Genomic DNA, 21,483 nt, shown 5'->3' on the forward strand with positions numbered 1-21,483 from the left:
GACACAGCCACGGGGTCTCGGCCACCGGAAATGCCGGCCGGATGGTGAGCCATTTCGAACGTTTCGCCACGCCCTGCCAGAATCGGTAGATGGCACTACCAGCGTCGATTGATACCTCCGTCACCTTCGAACAGGCACGGAACACCATTCCGGACCTCAACCAGCAGTTGGCCGACTCCTACTACAACGCGACGATCAGCTACTTCGACCGGCTCACCCACGAGGTGTGGATCTTCGGCGTGAAACCGGACGATGGGCCGGTCTCGTTCATCCCCGGGCAGTACACGTCGCTGGGCCTCGGCTACTGGGAACCCCGGATCGACGATGCCATCGAGGCCGACATCGACACCCAGTGGTCCAAGCTGGCCCGTCGTTCCTATTCGGTCTCCAGCCCCATTTTCACCAGCGACGATTACCACACCGATCATGGCGTGGCCGACCTTGCCCGCTGCGAGAACCTGGAGGACATCGAGATCTACGCGGTGCTCGTGAGCCCCGAAGGCGACTTCGTGCCCGGCCTGACACCGAGGCTGGCGATGAAGAACGTGGGCGACCGCCTGTTCATGGGCCGCAAGATGGCCGGGCGCTACGACGCCAGCGCAGTCGATGACCCGACCGCACCGCTGGTATTCCTGTCGACCGGCACCGGCGAGGCTCCTCAGATGGCGATGATCGTCGAACTGTTGCGAACGGGCCACTCCGGACCGATCGTGTCGGTGGTGACCGCACGGCACTGGTCGGACCTGGTCTACGTGGACAAGATGCGTGCGCTCGAGAAGCGCTTCAACAACTTCACCTACCTGCCGATCCCCACCCGGGAGCCCGACGTGGAGAAGCGCTACATCCAGGACGTGATTCGCACCGACTTCACCCCGGACAAGCTGGGGTTTGAACTGGACCCGGCCAACACACACGTCTTTGTCTGCGGCAACCCCGACATGATCGGGCTGCCCGACGAGACCGGTGACGAACCGGTGTTCCCCAGCAAGACCGGCGTATCCGAGATCCTCGTCGAGCGCGGGTTCAAGCTCGACAAGCGCAAGGATCCGGGCAACATCCACTTCGAAGAGTTCTGGTAGAGCCAAGCCGGCCTAGCCCGCTCCTCTGCCGTGGACCCCGACCGGCCACGCCAATCAAAGCTGTTTGAAGTGCGTCATTCGTCACTGCCCCACACGGCGCCACTCGTGATCGGATACCAGAGAGGAAGAGTGTGACCGGGTTGGTCGAAGTGTCAGGCCTCGGGACATCGGCGGTCGTCGATCTCGGTGAGGAAATCGACCCGGCAGTCTTCCGAACGGCTTGGAGTCGTTGTCTCGGCGCTGGTCCGAACGCAGTGAAAAGCGTCGAGAGGCCGGGACGGGTTATCGGTCCAGAACCTTTGATGACCAGCCTGACTCAGGTGATCACCCGGGACCTGATCGGCCGTCGGGCCGGTGAGCTGCTCATGCTCCACGCCGGGGCGGTGTGCAACACGGCCACGGGCGCCACGGTCGCTTATGCCGCTCCCGGGGGCACGGGGAAGACCACCCTGACACGCAGACTCGGGAGAACGTTCGGCTACGTGACCGACGAGACCGTCGGGGTGGAGCCCGGCACATGGCGGGTGCATCCGTATCCGAAGCCCCTGTCCGTGCGGGACTCCGATGCCGACTGGCCCAAGAGCGAACACGGCCCGGACAGCCTCGGGTTGCTCGCCGTTCACCCCGCGCCCCAACTCTCCGCACTGCTCATTCTTCGGCGCGATCCGGCCGTCACCTCGCCGATCTGGTCTCGTCTCGACCTCTTCGACGCCATCACAACGCTCTCGCCAGAGACCTCTTCGCTCTCAAGACTCGATCGTCCGCTGCACCTGCTCGAAGATCTGCACCGGGCTCTCGACGGATTCTGGCTCGTGGAATATGCGGAGGCCGAGCAGATCGCCGACCGGGTGGGTGCCATGGTGGAGGACAGCTGATGCTTGAGCGCGGAGACATCCTCGACCTGCTGTTCGCCGATGACGAGTGCCTGGCCCTCACGCACGACCGCTGTCTGCGGCTGACGGCGGTGCCGACCGAAGTGCTCGCGTACCTCACCGTTCCACGCACCGTTGCCGAGGTGAGCGAGCATCTCGAAGGGATCTTTGGCCCCGCCCCTGAGGGCATCTTTGAGGCGCTAATCAATGATCTCACGCAGGACCGTCTCGTCAGCCGGACGGACGTGACCCCCGCTGTTGGCCCATAGCCACTTCGTGACCTTGGGCTGGCGAATCACGCTTGCCTGCGCCACCGCTCTGGCAGACAGTGACAACCGGTGCCAGGGCTACGACGTGGGGAGAGCGCCGAGCAATCGGCGCACCCGGCCGTCCCATCGCGCCAATGCGGCCAGGTCGACCCGATCGGGATACTTGAGTCCGATCTTGTGAAGCGCAGCGGCCCGAGCCAACCGCGGCACCATGATCGCAGCGACCGACGGCACCCGGGTCATACGCCGGGCACTTCTCAACGCATCTGCAAGGCCAGGGACCTGCCATCGCTGATCCAGCCCGCTTCGGGTCAGCTCCTCGTTGAGCAGACCGGCGTGAACCATCCGGGCCACGCCATCGGTGCCCAGCACCGTGGTCATGCGACGGAACGCATCGAACGCCGCAAGCGTGCCGCCGTAACGCTGCTGGTAGCGGTACTGATAGCTCCACAGGGTCGATTCGTCGCCGCAGTCGTCAGCGTCAGCGACCGTCTCAGCCAGCAGGGTGCCGGCGATCAGGCCCAGGCCGATGCCGGAACCATGTGCGGGGAAGACCTGACAGGCTGCGTCGCCCACCAGAGCGAGCCCACCAGACGTGAAGCGGGCGAAGGGACGGCGTAACGGGATCACCCCGAAGCCCCCGGAAATCACGTCGCCCAGCCACGGCAGGTCGGTCCGGACTTGAGCCATCTGGTGGGGGGCGGTGCGGCTAGGGCCGGAGGCGACGCAACCCACCAACACGGTGGCGGTGACCAGGTCCGCCGAGACCGTGACGGCGTGGGTCGACCATCCACCATCCGGACCGAGGACCGTCACGGTCTCACCCGGCTGGGCGCCGTGGCGATCGAGAAACCGGCCGGCGCCATCGGCATCATCGATGCGCACATCGTGATCACCTGCCGAACACAACTCCTCGGCGCTCACCTCCGGGCACCACGGCCGCAACGTCGGAGAGGACTCCCGCAACACGCCCTGTCGTCCCGACGCGTCCACGAACAGGTCGGCCTCAAGGCGCAGCGCACCGCCGCCGCGAGCTCGGTCCCGATCGATCTCGATGGCCCGCATCCGCCCGTCGCGGTCAACGTCAACGGAGGTGATCTCCGACTCGTCGAGCAGTTCGACGCCGGCGTTGCAGGCCCGCTCACGCAGCCGGCTTCCCAGCGCCACCATGTCCGCTCTCACCACGGGGGAGTCGTTGACCGTAAACGCGTCACGATGATCGGGCCCGAAAAAGTGAGCCGCTGACCGCTGGGGCCCCAACCCCTCGGGCCGGACCGGCGGCTCGACTTGGGCGGCTTCGAACTGCCAGGGCAGCACGGCGTTGTGCCACTGCGCCCCGCCAAGGTTGCCTGGCCGTCGGTCGACCAACCGCACCGACCGGCCTCGTGAAGCGAACTGGCCGGCAACATTGGCGCCAGCAGTGCCCGCCCCAACCACCACAACATCGACGTGTTGAAGTGGTGCTGGCACCAAAACACAGTAGATGCCGCCCTCGCCGGCGGCACCCCGATGGTCGCCCCGAGACTGCGGCGGCCCGAGCTTTTGCCGAGGGCTATCGTCGGGCAAGCGAACGAAGAGGAGGTCCGATGGGACGACTTGACGGCAAGGTGGCCATCATCACCGGTGCGGCCCGCGGCATGGGCGAGGCCGAGGCACGGCTGTTCGCAGCCGAGGGTGCTCGGGTGGTGCTCGCCGACGTGCTCGCCGAGGAGGGCGCAGCAGTCGCGGCCGACATCGGCGACGCCGCCCGCTTTGTGCCACTCGACGTGACCGACGAGGCGGGCTGGGGCGACCTGTTGGCGGTCACCACCGACGAGTTCGGATGCCCCGACGTACTGGTGAACAACGCTGGCGTTCTCGTGCCGTCACCGATCCGCGACCTCGATGTCGAGCAGTTGCGCCACGTGCTCGACGTCAACCTGCTCGGCCCGATCCTGGGCGTCAAGGTCGTCGGAGCGGCCATGGCTGACGCCGGTCGCGGTTCGATCGTCAACGTCTCCTCCACCGGCGGGCTGCTCGGCATGTCGATGATCAGCTCGTACGTCGCATCCAAATGGGGGCTGCGCGGGTTCAGCCGATCCGCCGCCATCGAGTTCGGACCGAGCGGGGTGCGGGTCAACTCGCTGCACCCCGGCGGGGTCACCACTCCGATGGTCGGCGTGACCGACGTGTCGGCGATGGTGGAACCACCCGAACCCGGCGAGGCCGAACCGAACCCCACCCTGGCCGCATCCGATGCACAGGGCGCGACCCAACCCATCCGTCGGATGGGCCGCCCGATCGAGATCGCTCGGCTGGCGCTGTTCCTGGCATCGGACGAGTCGTCGTACTGCACCGGCGCCGAGTTCGTCGCCGACGGTGGATCGGTGGCGGGACAGGACCTCAGCGCCACCTTCGGAGGCTGAACCGGTCCAGGCACGGTCCCGTCATCGAATCGGTCTCCTCAACGCGTTGGCACCGACGATCAGTGGATGTCCTCCAACTCGGCGCCCGGCTCGAACTGCATGACTTGGTCGACCGCCGCTCTTGCCGAGAGCGAGCCGTTCAGGACAGCTTCGACCTTCCGCGTGATCGGCATGGGCACCCCGAGGCGTTGCGCGAGGGCGGCGATGGCTGGAGTGCTGCTGACACCTTCGGCGACCGTCACCATGCCGGCGGTGATGTCGCTCAGAGAACGGCCCCTCCCGAGTTCCTCACCGAGGTGCTGATTGCGGCTCTGCGGGCTGCTACAAGTTGCGGTCAGGTCGCCGTTGCCGGCGAGTCCCAGGAACGTGATCGGCTGGGCTCCCATCGCGACACCCAGGCGCGCGATCTCGGCCAAGCCACGGGTGATCAACGCCGCCTTGGTGTTCCAGCCGTAGCCGAGCCCGTCCCCGATCCCTGCTGCAATGGCGATCACGTTCTTGACCGCGCCGGCGACCTCACAGCCGATCACATCACTGTTGCTGAATGCTCGGAACGAATCGGTCGTGAACGCCTGCCGCAACCGTTCCGCCCGCGCAGCGTCGCTGCAAGCGAGCACCGTTGCCGACGGCTGGCCGAGAGCGACCTCCTTGGCGAGGTTCGGACCCGACAACACGCACACCCGGTCGGGGTCGTGGTCCAACACATCGATGAGGACTTCGCTCATGCGGAACCCCGTCTCGAGTTCGATGCCTTTGGTCACGGAGACCAGGTCGGCATCGGTCGGCACATCGGGGCGTGCCTGTTCGACAACAGCACGGAAGTAGCGCGACGGCACGGCGAACACAACCATGTCGGCAGCCTGCAACGCGGTCTGTAGTTCGGCGGTCGCCCGCAACGACGGACACAGTTCGATATCCGGGAGATACATCGGGTTGCGCTGGTGAAGCGTGATCTCGTCCACCACTTCGGCTTCGTGAGACCAGACCGTGGTGTCATTACCCACCGCCAGCAATGACGCCACGGTCGTTCCCCACGCTCCGGCACCCAGTACAGCAACGTTCATGTCGCACCTCCCCCGAGGTCACCGTACTCGTTCACGATCGCACCCAACAGGGGCCCACATCACCATGACCGGGGGGTTCCCTCCCTGGCTCGCGGCCAGCGAGCTCAAGCCGGCGGCGGCCCACAAACTCCCTCGCTCAGAGACGCTGACGTTTCTGGAATTGTAGGGTCGGCTTTGTATTGGCCCTCGATCAAGGCGTCAAGCCACGACACCCTGTGGTGTCGTCACAACTGGGCTAACGAACCTGGCAGACGCACAGGTCACCGTGTCCGCCACGAAAGGATCCGCCATGTACGACCCAGATCATTTCCGTCTCGAAGGACAGGTTGCGATCGTCACGGGCGGAGGCGCCGGGATCGGACGGGCGATCGCTCGGACGTTCGCAGGAGCGGGTGCTGCGGTCGTCGTCAGCGACCTGCGTCCGGACGACGCCGACGAGGCGGCCAACGAGATCCAGCGGTCGGGTGGCAGGGCCGTTGCTGTCGCCTGCGACGTGACCGAGCCCGACGATCTGGCACGCCTCGTCGACACCGCCAACGAGCGCTTCGGCTCGTTGACCACGCTGGTGAGCAATGCGGGCGGTGGCGGACCCAAGCCGTTCGACATGGACATGGCGGACTTTCGGCGGGCCTACGAACTCAACGTGTTCTCGCTGTTCCACCTGGCCCAACTTGCAGCACCGCTGATGGAGGACGCCGGCGGCGGAGCCATCCTCGCCATCACGTCGATGGCCGCGGAGAACACCAACCAGCGGATGGCTTCCTACGGGTCGTCCAAAGCGGCAGCCAACCACCTGATCCGCAACATCGCATTCGATCTCGGCCCGCGCAACATCCGCGTCAACGGTGTGGCGCCGGGTGCGACCCGCACCGAGGCGTTGGAGAGCGTGCTCAACGACGAGGTCGAAGCGCAGATGCTCACCCACACCCCGATCAAACGCCTGGGCCTGCCCACCGACATCGCCAACGCAGCGCTCTTCCTGTGTTCTCCGGCCGCGGCCTGGATCAGTGGGCAGATCATCACCGTGTCCGGCGGCGGCCACCAGGAACTCGACTGAGCGAGCAGGATCCGGCGTGATCACCGACGCCCGACGGTGGGTGGTTGCCATCGCCACACCCGGTACCGTTGCCGTATGTACCGTTCCGATGACGGAGTCCCGGCCCGGCAGCGCAGGGTTGGCACAACCGTCCTCACGATCGTCCTCGGTCTAGTGGCCGCCCTCGGTGCAGCGTGTTCCTCCTCTGCCGAGGACGGGGCCGTCGCCGACCCAGCGGTGTCGACTGAGACCACATCCTCGACGGTTCCGCAGCTGCCCGAGGATGTGTCCCTGCCCATTGTGTTCGTGCACGGGTTCGCCGGTTCGGCACAGCAATACGAGACACAGGCCATGCGGTTCGCCGCAAACGGCTACCCGTCGGAGCGGATCGTGGCCTACGACCACGACGGTGCCGGCATGGACATCGGGGCCTACGCAGACGGCGTCGACCAACTCATCGATGAGACCCTTGCGGCCACCGGTGCGGAACAGGTGTACCTGGTCGGCCACTCGAGAGGCACGATCGTGTCGAGCGCCTACCTCGGTGATCCGACACGTGCCGCGAAGGTCGCGAAGTACGTGGCCATCGACGGTGGCAGCTGCGTCGACGTCGTTCCTTGCATCACCCCCAACCAGGACGCCCTCCCCGGTCAGGCGCACGTGGAGACCGCCACGTCGCCCGAGTCGTTCGCGATGCAGTACGAGTTCCTCGTCGGCGAACCACCGGCAGTCACGGATCTCGAACCGCAGTCCGAGCCGGTCGTGCTCGAGGGCCGGGCGGTGAACTTCCCCGCCAATACCGGACGCGCCGGCGCGACCCTGGACATCTGGGAGATCGACGCCGACACCGGGGCCCGCGTCGGCACCGAACCGCACGCATCGTTCGAGTTGAGCGACGACGGAGCGTTCGGACCGGTGGACACCACCGCCGGGGCGCACTACGAGTACGCGCTGTCCCAGCCTGGATCTGAGGTCGTGCACCACGTGTACCTGCAGCCCTCTGAGCGCAGCAGCAAACTGGTTCGCCTGCTGTCGTCGGCTCCCGACGGTTCCACCCGCGTCAACACCAACGCTGACGCCGACCACTCCTCGATCATCGCCATCCGAATGCGCGAGTGGTACGGATCCGACGACGGCGACCTGCCGGGCGACCAGACCGACGTGCTGGAGATCAGTGTCGATGGCAGTGACCCGACCGACGTGATCGCCGGGTTCGACTCCGACGATGCGATCGGTCTGCACATCCACGACGATGCGGCCACCCCGGGTGAAACCACGCTCGGCCCACTCCCCTACTTCTCGGAGCAGCCGTTCCAGCAAGGGGTCGACCTCTTCATGCCGGCCTCCCCGGAAGGGACCGGCACCATCTCGGTCACCAGCATCGCTCGGGGCGACCGGTCGCGCCCCCAGACCCTGAACGTCCCGAACTGGCCGTCGGACACCGGCGCCATCAGCGTGGTGTTCACAGACCATCCGGTCGAGTGATCGATTGTTGCCGCTACGGGTCGGTCGGGTTCAGTGCAGATCGAACCGGTCGAGGTTCATGACCTTGTCCCACGCAGCAGCGAAGTCCTCGACGAACTTCTCTTTCGCGTCGCCAGCGGCGTAGACCTCGGCGATGGCTCGGAGCTGGGAGTTCGATCCGAACACGAGGTCGACAGCGGTACCGGTCCAGCGGGGCTCGCCGCTGGCGCGGTCACGGCCCTCATAGACGTGCTCGGCACCCGACACCGCCCAATCGGTGCCCATGTCAAGCAGGTGCACGAAGTAGTCGTTGGTGAGGGTGCCGGGTCGCTCGGTGAGCACCCCGTGACCAGCGCCGCCAGCGCTCACCCCGAGTGCGCGCAGCCCGCCGATGAGCACGGTGGTCTCGGGCGCGGTCAACGTCAGCTGGCTTGCCCGGTCGATCAACAGCTCCTCCGGCCGGCGCTTGTCGCCGGCACGGGAGTAGTTGCGGAAACCGTCGGCGATCGGCTCCAGGACGGCGAGCGCAACGACGTCGGTCTGTTCCGCCGTTGCGTCGGTGCGCCCGGGTGAGAACGGCACGGTCACGTTCTGGCCGGCGCCAGCAGCGGCATGCTCGACCGCTGCGCAGCCTCCGAGGACGATCAGATCGGCCAGCGAGACCTGCATCGAGCCGGTCTGCGCGGCGTTGAAGTCGGACTGGATGCGCTCGAGCGTGGTGAGCACCGACGCCAGCTGTGCCGGGTCATTCGCGTCCCAGTCCTTCTGCGGTGCCAGACGGATACGAGCGCCGTTGGCGCCGCCGCGCTTGTCGCTGTCGCGGTAGGTCGACGCCGATGCCCAGGCGGTCGACACCAACTGCGAGACGGTCAGGTCGGACGCGAGGATCGTGTCCTTCAGCGTGGCGATGGCCGGCGCGTCGACCAGGTCGTGGTCGACCGTCGGCACCGGGTCCTGCCAGATCAACTCCTCGCCGGGCACCTCGGGGCCCAGGTAGCGCGACACGGGCCCCATGTCGCGATGGGTGAGCTTGTACCAGGCGCGGGCGAAGGCGTCGGCGAACTCGTCGGGGTGCTCGAGGAACCGGCGGGAGATCTTCGCGTACGCCGGGTCCATGCGCAGCGCGAGGTCGCTGGTCAACATGATCGGCGCGTGACGCTTCGAGGGGTCGTGCGCGTCGGGCACCGTGGTGGCCGCGTCGGGGTCGGTGGGGATCCACTGCCACGCGCCGGCCGGACTCTTGACCAGGTCCCAGTCGTAGGCGAAGAGGATCTCGAAATAGGTGTTGTCCCACGTCACCGGCGTGTGGGTCCATGCGCCCTCAAGCCCACTGGTGATCGTGTCGTCGCCGGTACCGGCGACGAAGGTGTTGCGCCAGCCGAGCCCCTGGTCTTCGATCTCGGCACCCTCGGGCTCGCGACCCAGGTACTTGTCGGCGTCGGCGGCCCCGTGGGTCTTACCGAAGGTGTGTCCACCGGCGATGAGCGCGACGGTCTCCTCGTCGTCCATCGCCATGCGGGCAAACGTCTCGCGGATGTCACGCGCCGAACCCAGCGCGCTGGGCTCGCCGTTTGGGCCCTCGGGGTTCACGTAGATGAGCCCCATCTGCACCGCACCGAGCGGATCGGCCAGCTCGCGGTCGCCCTCGTAACGCTCGTCGGCCAGCCAGGTGTCCTCGGGGCCCCAGTAGAGGTCCTCCTCGGGTTCCCACACATCCGCGCGTCCGCCGCCGAAACCGAAGGTCTCGAAACCCATCGTCTCGAGTGCGACGTTGCCGGCCAGGATCATTAGGTCGGCCCACGACAGCGCCCGGCCGTAGGTCTGCTTCACCGGCCACAGCAGCCGACGGGCCTTGTCCAGGTTCGCATTGTCGGGCCAGCTGTTCAGCGGGGCGAAACGCTGCGTGCCGGTGCCCGCTCCGCCGCGACCGTCGTGGATGCGGTAGGTGCCGGAGCTGTGCCACGCCATGCGGATGAACAGCGGCCCGTAGTGGCCGTAGTCGGCGGGCCACCACTCCTGTGAGTCCGTCATCAACGCAGCCAGGTCGGCCTTCACGGCGCCCAGGTCCAAGCGGGAGAACTCAGTCGCGTAGTCGAAGTCGGCGCCCATCGGATCGATCGACGGCGAGTTCTTCCCCAGCGGCCGCAGGTTCAGCTGCTCCGGCCACCAATGCTGGTTCGCCATCGAACCCATCGCGCTATGCGAGTGGCCCAACACGGGACACTGGGCAGAGGGCGCTACCGCCTCGTCGGTGGTGGCGGTGGCGCCGGTGTCGTCGTTCATTTGGTGCTCCTTGAGTACTCGGGATGGGTGCGATCGTGTCGGGTGGGTGGTCGGGCTCAGGTCGCGTCGACGCCGGTCGCCCGACATTCGGGGCACACGCCCCAGTAGATGACCTCGGCCTCGTCAATGGTGAACCCGTGGTCGTCGCTGGCCTGAAGGCATGGGCGCGTGCCGACCGCGCAGTCGACATCGACCGTGCAGCCACAGACGCGACAGACGAGGTGGTGGTGGTTGTCGTCGACCCGGGTCTCGTAGCAGGCGGGCGAACGCGCCGGCTGGATCCGCCGAATCAGCCCCTTGTCGGTGAGCATCGCCAGCGCGTCGTACACCGCCTGACGCGAGATCGCACCGATGTCGACCCGGACGACCTCTTCGATCTCGTCCGCCGTACCGTGCGGCCGGGCGGAAACCGCCCGCAGGACAGCCAGGCGCTGAGCCGTCACCTGGACACCGTGCCGACGGAGCAGTTCCGCTGGGTCGGTGGCCTGCTCCATGGACATACTTCTCAGCGTAGTTCTGATTTTGGACTCTGTCGATATCTGGTGCTCATCCGCAATGGTGCGCGTCGCCGCTCCGCCTTTCGGGCCGCTGCGGGTCAGTTGACGAGCGGCCGACCGATGTAGCCGAGCCGACGGCCGATAGAACGCTTCGGCGCCGTCGAAGTTGTCTCGGCAGGCGTCTACTCGACGCTCTGTGCCACTCGTCGGGTTTTCAGGCAGCCGTCCAGCGACACGATTTCGGGAATCTGGCAGACAATCTGGCAGACAGCGTCCGAATCGGGCCTTCCGAAAACCACAACAGCAGGCCCTGAGGCCTGCTGTTGCACTACTTCACGATGGTGGCGGGGGCAGGATTTGAACCTGCGACCTTCGGGTTATGAGCCCGACGAGCTACCAGACTGCTCCACCCCGCGGCGTGTTGTACATGATACCGGGAGATGCTCTCCGCAACAAACCGATCCGCCACGCATCGCTACGGACGCATCGGGCTCGGCCTCCACCCTGGCGTTCGGTTCATCCGGCCAGCGTCACCGTGAGCGTCCCCGAAGTCCAACGACGGTCGCGATCGCCTCGTCCACACCCCAGAGTTCCTCCGGCCCCAGATGACCTTCCAACTCGCCAAGGCGAGCGACGTGGACGGCCGCCATCTGCTCGACAAGAACTCGGGTCGGCTCTCCGCGTACTTGGACCTCGGGACGGTAGGAGGCAGGACGAGCGCTCAGCGAGGTCGGCGCCATGAGCACGACCGACCGAGGCAGAAGTTCGTTCGCTTGAACCAGGACGCCGTAGCGATTGCCCCGCTGCTCATGCCCGGTTCCTTTCGGGACCAGGAACCGGTACACGTCACCGCGGAGCACGCAGCGAGTCCATCATTTCGGCCACGGCGAGCATTTCCCGTCGATCCTTCTCATCGGCCTCAAGCGCAGCCGACTCGGCCGCGAGTTCCGAGCTACGGCGCAGACGATTCGCAGCGTCGATCAGTGCCGACCGAATCGCCTCCGAACGAGAGCTTCCGGTCTGCTGAAGCAGCCGCAACGCCCGTTCTGCGTCGTCGTCGAGCCGCACTGAGATCGCTTGCGCCATACCGTCAACGTATCACGAATCTAACTACACGGATGCTCGTAGCTCCTCCAATCAGCCCTGACGGATCAGCTGCCCCGGTCGATGCGTTGCTGGACTTCTTCCTTGGAGAGACCCTCGCATCCCTGGCTGACGATCCACAGGTGCCCGAAGGGATCGCGCAGGCGACCCTCACGCGGGCCGTAGTACCGGGCCTCGATCGGGACGATCACCTGCGCTCCACCCGCCTCCTGGCCCGTCCGACACTGTCGGCGTCGGTCACCGTCAGGCTCAACAACAGCTTGCTTCCGTATCCTCAGCCACTCGGCGGCCGTCCTCAACCAGGTTGATCTGCCACAACACCTGGTCGAGCAGGTCGCCCGCCTCGATACCTGAGTAGCGCTGCGGGTTGTCCGGCGTGATGCACGACTCAAGCGGCGCCAGGATGGTCCACGGCGTGGGATGACAGAACTGCACCACCGAGTAACGCTCGCCCGAGTCGGCGGGATCGGCGGCCACCCGGTGCCAGCCGACCGGGATGCGCCCGTTGGAAAGCCGCTCCAACATGATGCCGGTGTTGATGATGGCGTGGCCGTCCGGCGGCGCGGCATCGGCCCACCGCTCCCCCACCTGCACTTGCAACCCCTTGGAAGTGGCGCGGGGCAGCGCCGTGATCAGGTTGATGTCGGCGTGAGGGCCTGCCCACAGATGGTCGGCGCCCGGCGCCAGGTTCATCGCCGGGTAGTGGATGGCCCGTGTGAGCGTCGACCCGTCGCGGACCAGCTCGTCGAAGAACCCCTCCGCCGCACCGAGCCCCAGGGCGATGATGCGAAGAAACCGCCGCTGAAGCTCGGCCATGCGCCGATGGAACGCGATCAGCACCTCGGTGATGCCGGGCACGGCCGCCTCCGGCAACACCTGATCGGCGTAGCGGTGTGGATAGCGCCGCCGCAGCGGATGACCCTCGGGCATGTTCTCGCCCCAGTTCAACATCTCCTTCCAGTCGGGCGTGTCCGAGACCGCAGCCGTCTCGACCAGCAACCCCGTGTAGCCGGTCTGGCCCATCGACCCCGGCGCCCGAAACCGGTCCTTCTCCTCGGCATCCCGGCCGAAGAACTCAGCGAGGTACCCGTAGGCCTCGTCGAGGAAGTCCTCGCCCAGATCGTGAGTCGTGTACACGAAGCCGGTCTCGAGGGACCGCATCACCCCGTCGACTACCGCTCGCCGTGCGGCGGCATCGCCGGACTCGAATGCGAGCAGGTCAACGTCGAGAATCTCGTCGGTCATGGGCATCCTCCGGTGGCGGGCGGCCAGTCTCCCCCGGCCTGGCTCACGTCGCCACCGCCTCCGAGGGGCGTCACCCAGAACAGAAAAACCTGGGACTCGAGGTTTAGAGGCCGTGACAGGTGGATAGTCGAGGGTGCAGAGGGGCCCCCGCTCAATCCGCCAAGCCTCACTTGAGCTTCCGCCAGCTCAGAGGGCAGCGGGGGCCCCTCTCTCCCTACCGCAGCTTGCCCCGCACCCACGTCACGATTGATCGCCTCTGGAAGACTGCGGCGATGGGGACCGAATTTGAGACCATCCGCTACGAGGTGAGCGACCAGATCGCCACGCTGACCTTGCACCGGCCAGATCGGTTGAACGCGTTTACCCAACTGATGGCGGCAGAGATCATGTCGGCCCTCGACCTGGTTGACGGCGACGACGGTGTGCGCGCCCTGATCATCACCGGCGAGGGCAGGGCGTTCTGCGCCGGGGCCGACCTATCGGCCGGCACCGCAACATTCGACTACGAGGCCAGGGCCGACTCGGTCTTCGGCACCGACGACTCGGCCACCGACGATCCGGTCGCCCGGTTCTACGGCGGAATCGACGACATGCGCGGCGACGATCCCGACGCCATACGCGACACCGGCGGCATCGTGGTGCTGCGCCTGTTCCGCTGCACCAAGCCGGTGATCGCGGCCATCAGCGGTGACGCCGTGGGCATCGGAGTGACGATGTGCCTGCCGGCCGACATCCGCCTGGCCGTGCCCAACGCCAGGTTTGGTTTCGTGTTCAACAGCCGGGGCCTGGTGCCCGAAGCCACCTCGTCGTGGTTCTTACCCAGAATTGTGGGAATCTCGACGGCACTCGAGTGGTGCTACACCGCCCAGCTGATCTCCGCCGAAACAGCGCTCGAAGGCGGGCTGCTGCGGTCGCTGCACGAACCCGAAACATTGATCGCCGATGCCCGGGCGCTGGCCAAGGGATTCATCTCCGGCTCGGCGCCGGTATCGGCCACCCTCACCCGCCAGATGATGTGGCGGGGCCTGGGCGCCTCCCACCCGATGGAGGCCCACCGCATCGATAGCCGCGCCGTCGTCGCCCAGGGCCGAGGCCCCGACGTTGCCGAAGGCATCATGTCGTTCCTCGAGAAGCGGCCACCGACCTGGACCCAGTCGGTGCCCTCCGATCTGCCCGACTGGTACCCGTGGTGGGACGAGCCCCGCTTCACCTGACCAGCGGGTGGCCCCAAAGCCTGGCTCGAGCCCGATTCCACCGGCGGACTCACCCTTCCGCTGCCGCCGTCTCGATCGTAGGCTTGAGGCATGGAAGCTTCCCTGACAGCCGGTTGGGGCGATTTCTACGTCGCCATCGGTGGCGCGGGGGCGGCACTCGCTGGGCTGGTCATGGTCGGCATCTCGGTCAGCCTCACAGAGATCCTCGCCGATCATTCGTTGCCTGCCCGGGCGGCTGCGGCCATCGGTTCGTTGATCTTGGTCGTGGTCGTGGCCGGTGTCGGTCTGATCCCGGGGCAACCGGCCCCGACGCTCGGCATCGAGATCTTGATCGGAACCCTCGTTGCGACCGTCCAGCACGTCATCGCCATCATGCGCATGACATCCGAATCGAAGCGACCCGTCGCCACCCTGGTGGCCAGATCCGCCGTCGCGGCTGTGCAACTCGTCCCGTTGGCGGTCGGCTCCATCCTGCTCATCGCCTCGAATGCTTCGGGCCTCTATTGGATCGCGGCAGGAATGATCCTGATCATCATCGGCTCCGTGCTCTCCGCCTGGGTGCTGTTGATCGAGATCCGGCGTTGAAGGATCGGCTGTTCTTCAGCGACCCCCACCTTGCGCTAGTTCCGCAGCACCTGACGCCGCACGGTCAAGCCAACAAGGTGCCGATCAGCTGCTCGTCCAGCTGGTGGTGACCGTCGAGCACCCGGGCACAAAAGTCGAAGCGCGGATCGTTGCGGAGCTCCGATACGGGCAGCGCGACCACGACGTGCCCAGCGGCGGCAGCGGCGATGGCGCCGTTGACCGAGTCCTCGATGGCCACGCAGTCGCTCGGCGCCACGCCGAGCATCGAGGCGGTGCTCAGGTAACAGGCCGGGTGGGGCTTGCCGGCCGGCTCGTGTTCGGCCGAATGCACCAGCTCGAAACGATCGCCGAGCCCCAAGCCACCCAGCGACGCCTCAATGAGCCGCTGCGGCGACGACGAGCACACGGCCATGCGCCGACCGGACTTCGCCAGTCGGTCGACGGCATCGATCGCGCCGGGCACCTCGGTGGGATCGTCATGGGCATGCGCGACCATCGCGTCGACCAGCGTGATTGCGACCGCCTCCGCTGACGCTCCAGGCGCAGTGACGTCCCAGGGGCGTCGGGCCAGCCAGTGCGCCACCACCTCGTCCACACGAAGGCCTGTGGTCGACGCCGTGTCGGAGGCGTCGAGGTGCACCCCCACCGAGGCAAACACCTCGGCTTCGGCCGCCTCCCAGACAGGCTCGGAATCGATCAGCACCCCGTCGAGGTCGAAGATGACGGCCGAAGGAGGTGTTGAGGGGACCATGGCGTCGACCGTAACGGGCCGAACGGCGCAGGCCGTACGTGCCGTGGCCTCATGGTGTGGGCCGTTCCGGGCCAGACGTATGTTGAACGCGTGAACCGCCCTACCTCGCTTCGCAAGCCCCGGGCGCATCGCCCCGGGCTCCACCGCCACCACGTCGTGATCGTCGGCGCCGGCTTCGGGGGCCTGGCCGCCGCTCGTGCGCTTGCCGACGCCCCGGTGGACGTCACCATCGTCGACGCCCACAACCACCACACCTTTCAGCCGTTGTTGTACCAGGTGGCCACCGCCGGCCTGGGCGGCGACGACGTCACCTACGCCACGCGGGGCATCTTTCACCGCCAGGCCAACGCGTCGGTGCGCATGGGCCGGGTGGTCGGGGGCGATCTCGACGAACACCGGCTCGACCTGGCCGACGGCTCGTCGTTGGGTTACGACCATCTGGTGCTCGCCGCCGGTGCGGTGAGCGACACGTTCGGTATCCCCGGCGTGGCCGAGCATGCCTTTGGTCTGAAATCGCTGCGGGATGCACTGGCGGTGCGGGCCCAGGTGCTCAGCTGCTTCGAGGAGGCCGACGCCAGGCCGGAGTTGATCGAGGACGGACTGATCAACATCGTGATCACCGGTGGTGGCCCCACCGGTGTCGAGCTGGCCGGCGGCATGGCCGAGCTGATCGATCGCGTGCTCGCCCACGACTTTCCCCGCTTGGACCTCCGGCGGGCCCGGGTGGTGCTCGTGGAGATGGGCGACTCGCTGCTGGCGTCCTTTCACCCCAAGCTGGGCGCCAAGGCCAAGGCCACGTTGGAACAACGCGGGGTCGAGGTGCTGCTGGGCACGACCGTCGACGAGATGCGAGCCGAAGAGGTGGTGCTCAGCGGTCCGTTGCTGGGCGAACGGGCGACCATCCCCGCCCACACCAAGATCTGGGCGGCCGGGGTACGGGCCAGCCCGCTCGGCGACGCGCTTGGGTTGGCGGACGGGCCAAGCGGACGAATCCCGGTGCGGGCCGACCTGTCGGTCGCTGAGCACCCGGAGATATTCGCCATCGGCGACGTCGCCTCTGCCAACGACGGCGACGACGGCTCGGTCCTTCCCCAGCTGGCGCCGGTGGCCATGCAGGGCGGCGAGCACGCCGCAGCGATGATCGGTCGGCGGCTCAACGGCGAGGCGACCGAGGCCTTCAGCTACACCGACAAGGGCACGATGGCCACGATCGGTCGGGCCTCGGCGGTCGCCCAACTGCCCGGCGGCATCCGTCTCTCGGGACTGCTCGGCTGGCTGGCCTGGCTGGCCCTTCACCTGGTGCAACTGGTCGGGTTTCGTAACCGTGCCAACGTGTTGGTCAACTGGGCGTGGAACTACGTGACCTACGATCGAGCAAGCCGAATCATCCCCGAGGCCGAGGTGGGGCCCGAGCAGGTGACGCCCGCCTTCCGCAGCGACAGCGGCGGCATCCACCCGCCGGAGAAGTAGGCCTCCGGCGGAGCAGCGGCGTCGACCGGCTGGGCTCCAACACACCGGGGTCGACGTGATCTACTTGGCGCCATGGCCGACCGAGCTGCCCCACCCACGATCGATCCCGGCAACGCCCCCATGCAGGAGTTCTGGGCCGGCAGCCGGGGCCAATCCTGGGTGCGGCGAAGCGTCGCCTACGACGGCCAACTGCGGGGCTACAGCGAGGCGCTGGTCGCCGAGCTTGCCCCGGTCGCCGGCGAGTCGGCCCTGGACGTGGGCTGCGGCACCGGTTTCACGACGAGGGCGCTCGCGGCCGCCGTCGGCGCAGCGGGTGCAGCGGTCGGCGTCGATCTGTCGGCGGCGATGATCGCCGGGGCACGAGCCGCCGCCGACGCCTCCGGGCTCGGACGAGACCACCGACCGACCTTCCAGGTTGCGGACGCACAGGTGGCCGACTTGACCGCACTGAACGGTGGACGCCCCTACGACGTGATCACCAGCCGCTTCGGGGTGATGTTCTTCTCCAACCCGGACGCCGCCTTCGCCAACCTGGCGGCCGCCGCCGCACCAGGCGCTCGGCTGGCCTTCATCTGCTGGGCCGCGCCGGACCTCAACCCCTGGTTCACCCAGCCGCGCGCCGCAGCACAACCCTTCCTCGAGTCGGTCACCGGTCCGCAGAAGCCCGAGCCGACCGATGCTCCCGGACCGTTCTCGATGGCCGATCCCGACCAACCGGTCGCCATCCTCGAGCGATCGGGGTGGGCCGACGCCTCGGCCCGGACGCTGACCGACGGCATCTACCTGGGCGGGCCTGGGCCGATCGGCTCGGCGGTGGAGTTCCTCACCTCCGGCTCGGCGATGGCACCGGTGATCGAAGCCAATCCGACGCTGCTCCAGCCGGTTCGCGAGGCCCTGACCGAGGCGCTCAGCCCGCACCACGACGGCACGGGGGTTCGCTATGGGGCAGCAGCTCACCTGGTCACCGCCACGCGTCCATGACACGTCGTTGGGGGATCCCCCAACGGTATCTGGGGGATTCCGGTCAGGAGATCGAGGCTGACCGCACATCATGATGAGCTGATGAGCCATTCGAGCGACCCCTCGGCATCCTCACGGCCGTGTCCGCCGGCAATCGCCAACCCGGCGGATACGGCGAACCCCGTGGCCAACCCCGACCTCGGCCAGCGGGACCGCGTGGTCGATGCGGTGCGTGCCGGTGCACTGGTGGTCGTCGTGGCGGGCCATTGGCTGATGGCGGCGATCGGCACCGAGTCGACCGGCGACGGGGCCTACCGCCTGCAGATCTCCAACATGTTGGAGCTGCGTCCATGGACCCAGTGGCTCACCTGGGTGTTGCAGGTGATGCCACTGTTCTTCATCGTCGGGGGTTTCGCCAACGCAGTGTCCTGGCAACGCACCCAGCACGAGGGCGGTCGCTGGGCGGACTGGATCGCCACCCGGCTGCGACGTCTGCTGGCCCCCACCCTTCCCATGCTGGCCGTGTGGTTGCTGATCGTCGTCGCTGCGCAGCCGATTTTGGAACGACGCATGATCCATGCCGGGCACCGCCTGGTCTCCAAACCGCTGTGGTTTCTGGGCGTCTACCTCGTCGTCACCGCAATCACACCGCTGCTTGTCCGCCTTCAGGCTCGGCTGGGGTGGTGGGCCGCTGCGCCGTGGCTGGCCGCCGCCGTACTCATCGACGTGATCCGCTTCGGCGACCACGACACCGCGCTGGCCGGACTCAACTTCGTGTTCGTGTGGGCGGCGCTCGCCCAGGCCGGAATGAGCTGGGAGCGTCTGGTCGCCAACCGGCATCGCTGGTGGCTGCTCGTCGCCGGCGGTTACACGGCGTTGGTCCTGATGGTTGGGATCGGGCCGTACAGCATCTCGATGGTCGGCGTTGCCGGCGAGGTGTCCAACATGGCGCCGCCCGGCGTGGCCCTGGTGGCGCTCGGGTGCGCGCAACTGGGACTGATCCTCGGCTGTTGGGGTCGGCTGCGGCGCCTCCTCGACGACGACCGTTACTGGCGGCCGGTCGTCAAGGTCGGCGCCGGCGGCATGACCCTGTATCTGTGGCACCTCACCGCTTTGGCGATCGCAGTGTGTGCCGTGGCCCTCGGCGCGTCGGTCGGCGTCGCCCAACCCACGCCAGGCACCGCGCTGTGGTGGGCCACCCGGCCCCTGTGGTTTGGGGTGCTGATTGCGATCCTGTTCCCGATCCTTGCCAAGGCCGCACCGGTGGAGGTGCGGTCCCTGCTGGCACCCAAGCTGGCCGGGCTCTCCACCTGGACCGCAGCGTTGGGCACCGTCGCCGGGGTTGGAGCGATCGGCTACCTGGTCGTCGAGGGGCTCCAGCCGGTCGGCCGCGCAGCGATCGCCGTCGTCGTGCTGGCCGTGCTCATCCGCTGGCTCGCACCCGTCGCCGAGCACAACGTGCCCGTCGAACAAGCCGATCTCCCCGCCTGAAGGCAACGGATCTGGTCGTAGGCACGCAGATCGACCGAGCTGATTGCCTTGCGTGCCCACAACCGCCGAACAGCGGTGATCCGGTCAGCTCGACCAGACAATCGACTGCAGCTCGCCGTAGGCGTCCAGCCCGTAGGAGCCACCGTCGCGGCCCACGCCGGACTGCTTGAACCCACCGAAGGGTGCGTCGTGGTTGCGCTGCAGGGTGTTGAGGCCGACGTTGCCCGATCGCATGCGCTTGGCCATGTCCATCGCCACGCCGGTATCGCCGGTAAACACGTAGCTGTACAGCCCGAAGTCGGAGTCGTTGGCCACCGCCAGCGCCTCCTCCGCATCGTCGACGGGGACGACGGCCACGACCGGACCGAAGATCTCTTCCCGCACGGGCGTCATGTCGTTGGTGGCGTCGGCCAACAGCGTAGGCGCAACGTAGAAGCCCCGCTCCATGTCGGGACGCTCGCCACCGGCGGCGATCGTGGCGCCCTCACTGCGACCCATCTCGACGTATCCCTCCACCCGCTCGCGATGGGCAGCCGAGATCACCGGCCCGACCACCGTGCCCCGCTCGAGGGGATCGCCAACCGGCATGTAGGCGGCCGTCTTGGTCAGCCCGGCCACCAGCTGGTCGTAGATGCCACGCTGCGCGATCACGCGGGTGGGGCTGGTACAGATCTGGCCGGAGTGGAAGCCCCACACCGAGCCGATGCCGCCGATCGCCGCCTTGAGGTCGGCGTCGTCGAGCACGACGCAGGCACCCTTGCCGCCCAGCTCCAACAGCAGCCGTTTCATGCGGGAGCCGGCCACCTCGGCGATGCGTTGGCCGACCGCTGTCGAGCCGGTGAAGCTCACCATGTCGACGGCGTCGTGGGTCGTCAGCACCTCGGACGGGGCAACGTCCTCGGACACGACGCAGTTGACGACGCCGGGCGGAAAGCCGGCCTCGACGAGCAGCTCGGCCATGCGGATAACGCCCAGCGGGTCCTGCGGGGCGGGCTTCATGATGACCGTGTTGCCCATCGCCAGTGCGGGCGCCACCTTGCCGGCCATGTTGACGACCGGGAAGTTGTACGACGAGATGGCGGTGACCACGCCCACCGGTGCCCGGTTAGCGATGGCGGAGATCACGCCGCCGGGTGCCAGCGCGGTGGCCGGCACGGTCTGGGGGCGAAGCGGGGTGACCGTCGGTTCCTTGGCCCCCTCCGCGTAGCGACGGAAGCGGGCGGCGGCCTGCGGGACCTGCATCGACTTTGCCACCCGCATGGTGGCGCCGGTTTCGGCCTGCACCAGCGGCACCAGCTCGTCGGCGTGGGCGTCGAGCAGCTCGGCGGCCCGGTTGAGCAGCTCGCAGCGATGCTCGGGGGTGGTCCGCGACCAGGCGTCAAAGGCCTCGGCGGCCGCAGCGGCGGCGTCGGCGGCCTGGGCGGTCGTCGCCTCGGGGGCTCGCCCGACCACCTCCTCAGTCGCCGGGTTGATCACGTCATAGGTGCCGACTCCGCCGGCTGGTCGCTCACCGCCGATGATCAGCTTCCACTCGTGATCGGGATTGGGCGCGTTCGCTGCGTGCTGGTCGCTCGTCATGATGAGGGTGTCCGTTTCTCGGGGAGGTCGGGCTCGGGTGGTTGGCTTGAAAGGTTCGGCTCAGCGGGTCGGATCGGCCGGCGGGGCCTGCATCGCGACCCGGTCGCGCAGCAGCG

21 protein-coding genes and 1 tRNA gene are annotated in these 21,483 nt (G+C 67.5%); 11 read left to right on the top strand and 11 right to left on the bottom strand.

Annotated elements, in window-relative coordinates; translation table 11 throughout:
- The first annotated feature begins 89 nt into the window (after positions 1 to 89).
- From PKD89_RS04285 to PKD89_RS04295, 3 genes are all read left to right on the top strand, one after another.
- Positions 90 to 1,079, top strand: coding sequence for a hypothetical protein (locus PKD89_RS04285; protein WP_289012344.1), 990 nt, complete (start codon positions 90 to 92; stop codon positions 1,077 to 1,079).
- A 131-nt stretch (positions 1,080 to 1,210) separates the two neighbouring features.
- Positions 1,211 to 1,954 carry a hypothetical protein gene (locus tag PKD89_RS04290; RefSeq protein ID WP_289012343.1) on the top strand — a complete coding sequence of 248 codons (744 nt, stop codon included), beginning with the start codon at positions 1,211 to 1,213 and terminating at the stop codon, positions 1,952 to 1,954.
- The gene (locus PKD89_RS04295; protein ID WP_289012342.1) at positions 1,954 to 2,220 is read left to right on the top strand and encodes a hypothetical protein; all 267 of its coding nucleotides are present in this window, start codon (positions 1,954 to 1,956) and stop codon (positions 2,218 to 2,220) included. The genes PKD89_RS04290 and PKD89_RS04295 overlap by 1 nt, the downstream gene beginning before the upstream one ends.
- Before the next feature lie 78 nt (positions 2,221 to 2,298).
- Here PKD89_RS04295 and PKD89_RS04300 read toward each other — a convergent pair whose 3' ends face one another.
- Positions 2,299 to 3,690: an NAD(P)/FAD-dependent oxidoreductase gene (locus PKD89_RS04300; RefSeq protein ID WP_289012341.1), complete on the bottom strand. Its 1,392-nt coding sequence runs from the start codon at positions 3,688 to 3,690 to the stop codon at positions 2,299 to 2,301.
- A gap of 116 nt (positions 3,691 to 3,806) precedes the next feature.
- Between PKD89_RS04300 and PKD89_RS04305 the strand changes: the two genes are divergently transcribed.
- Positions 3,807 to 4,625 (top strand): SDR family oxidoreductase, encoded by an 819-nt coding sequence (locus PKD89_RS04305; RefSeq protein ID WP_289012340.1) that lies wholly within the window; start codon positions 3,807 to 3,809, stop codon positions 4,623 to 4,625.
- A 59-nt stretch (positions 4,626 to 4,684) separates the two neighbouring features.
- Here the strand turns inward: PKD89_RS04305 and PKD89_RS04310 are convergent, their stop codons facing one another.
- On the bottom strand, positions 4,685 to 5,689 hold the full coding sequence (locus PKD89_RS04310; RefSeq protein WP_289012339.1) for an NAD(P)H-dependent glycerol-3-phosphate dehydrogenase: 1,005 nt from the start codon (positions 5,687 to 5,689) through the stop codon (positions 4,685 to 4,687).
- Between the two features lie 289 nt (positions 5,690 to 5,978).
- On the opposite strand from PKD89_RS04310, the gene hdhA reads away from it, so the two are divergent.
- A complete protein-coding gene (hdhA, locus tag PKD89_RS04315) occupies positions 5,979 to 6,746 on the top strand; it encodes a 7-alpha-hydroxysteroid dehydrogenase (RefSeq protein WP_289012338.1) in 768 nt (255 codons plus the stop codon).
- 75 nt (positions 6,747 to 6,821) lie between these two features.
- Complete coding sequence (locus PKD89_RS04320) at positions 6,822 to 8,210, top strand: alpha/beta fold hydrolase (RefSeq protein WP_289012337.1); 1,389 nt, start codon at positions 6,822 to 6,824, stop codon at positions 8,208 to 8,210.
- 30 nt (positions 8,211 to 8,240) lie between these two features.
- Here PKD89_RS04320 and katG read toward each other — a convergent pair whose 3' ends face one another.
- The 7 genes from katG to PKD89_RS04355 all read right to left on the bottom strand — a co-directional run bounded on the left by katG (position 8,241) and on the right by PKD89_RS04355 (position 13,318).
- On the bottom strand, positions 8,241 to 10,472 hold the full coding sequence (gene katG, locus PKD89_RS04325) for a catalase/peroxidase HPI (protein ID WP_289012336.1): 2,232 nt from the start codon (positions 10,470 to 10,472) through the stop codon (positions 8,241 to 8,243).
- Between the two features lie 56 nt (positions 10,473 to 10,528).
- The gene (locus PKD89_RS04330; RefSeq protein ID WP_349257319.1) at positions 10,529 to 10,966 is read right to left on the bottom strand and encodes a Fur family transcriptional regulator; all 438 of its coding nucleotides are present in this window, start codon (positions 10,964 to 10,966) and stop codon (positions 10,529 to 10,531) included.
- A 342-nt stretch (positions 10,967 to 11,308) separates the two neighbouring features.
- Positions 11,309 to 11,385, bottom strand: a tRNA-Met gene (locus tag PKD89_RS04335).
- A gap of 114 nt (positions 11,386 to 11,499) precedes the next feature.
- Positions 11,500 to 11,829, bottom strand: coding sequence for a type II toxin-antitoxin system PemK/MazF family toxin (locus PKD89_RS04340; protein WP_324332283.1), 330 nt, complete (start codon positions 11,827 to 11,829; stop codon positions 11,500 to 11,502).
- The gene (locus tag PKD89_RS04345; RefSeq protein ID WP_289012334.1) at positions 11,816 to 12,055 is read right to left on the bottom strand and encodes a hypothetical protein; all 240 of its coding nucleotides are present in this window, start codon (positions 12,053 to 12,055) and stop codon (positions 11,816 to 11,818) included. Before PKD89_RS04345 ends, PKD89_RS04340 begins: the two co-directional genes overlap by 14 nt.
- Before the next feature lie 65 nt (positions 12,056 to 12,120).
- Complete coding sequence (locus PKD89_RS04350; protein WP_289012333.1) at positions 12,121 to 12,264, bottom strand: hypothetical protein; 144 nt, start codon at positions 12,262 to 12,264, stop codon at positions 12,121 to 12,123.
- Positions 12,265 to 12,322: 58 nt separating this feature from the next.
- Entirely contained in the window at positions 12,323 to 13,318 is a 996-nt protein-coding gene (locus tag PKD89_RS04355) for an isopenicillin N synthase family dioxygenase (protein WP_289012332.1), read from the bottom strand.
- A 272-nt stretch (positions 13,319 to 13,590) separates the two neighbouring features.
- Between PKD89_RS04355 and PKD89_RS04360 the strand changes: the two genes are divergently transcribed.
- Entirely contained in the window at positions 13,591 to 14,532 is a 942-nt protein-coding gene (locus PKD89_RS04360; protein ID WP_289012331.1) for a crotonase/enoyl-CoA hydratase family protein, read from the top strand.
- Between the two features lie 90 nt (positions 14,533 to 14,622).
- Positions 14,623 to 15,117: a hypothetical protein gene (locus tag PKD89_RS04365; RefSeq protein ID WP_289012330.1), complete on the top strand. Its 495-nt coding sequence runs from the start codon at positions 14,623 to 14,625 to the stop codon at positions 15,115 to 15,117.
- A gap of 64 nt (positions 15,118 to 15,181) precedes the next feature.
- Here PKD89_RS04365 and hxpB read toward each other — a convergent pair whose 3' ends face one another.
- Positions 15,182 to 15,868, bottom strand: coding sequence for a hexitol phosphatase HxpB (gene hxpB / locus PKD89_RS04370; RefSeq protein WP_289012329.1), 687 nt, complete (start codon positions 15,866 to 15,868; stop codon positions 15,182 to 15,184).
- A 90-nt stretch (positions 15,869 to 15,958) separates the two neighbouring features.
- On the opposite strand from hxpB, the gene PKD89_RS04375 reads away from it, so the two are divergent.
- The 3 genes from PKD89_RS04375 (at position 15,959) to PKD89_RS04385 (ending at position 19,789) form a co-directional block, all read left to right on the top strand.
- Positions 15,959 to 17,338, top strand: coding sequence for an NAD(P)/FAD-dependent oxidoreductase (locus PKD89_RS04375; RefSeq protein WP_289012328.1), 1,380 nt, complete (start codon positions 15,959 to 15,961; stop codon positions 17,336 to 17,338).
- Positions 17,339 to 17,410: 72 nt separating this feature from the next.
- Positions 17,411 to 18,319 (top strand): class I SAM-dependent methyltransferase, encoded by a 909-nt coding sequence (locus PKD89_RS04380; protein ID WP_289012327.1) that lies wholly within the window; start codon positions 17,411 to 17,413, stop codon positions 18,317 to 18,319.
- A gap of 162 nt (positions 18,320 to 18,481) precedes the next feature.
- Entirely contained in the window at positions 18,482 to 19,789 is a 1,308-nt protein-coding gene (locus PKD89_RS04385) for an acyltransferase family protein (protein ID WP_289012326.1), read from the top strand.
- Positions 19,790 to 19,873: 84 nt separating this feature from the next.
- Here PKD89_RS04385 and PKD89_RS04390 read toward each other — a convergent pair whose 3' ends face one another.
- Positions 19,874 to 21,367, bottom strand: coding sequence for an aldehyde dehydrogenase family protein (locus tag PKD89_RS04390; RefSeq protein WP_289012325.1), 1,494 nt, complete (start codon positions 21,365 to 21,367; stop codon positions 19,874 to 19,876).
- Between the last annotated feature and the right edge of the window lie 116 nt (positions 21,368 to 21,483).

It is taken from the genome of Candidatus Neomicrothrix sp., from assembly GCF_035329545.1.
In the GTDB taxonomy this organism is placed as follows: Bacteria; Actinomycetota; Acidimicrobiia; order Acidimicrobiales; family Microtrichaceae; genus Microthrix; species Microthrix subdominans.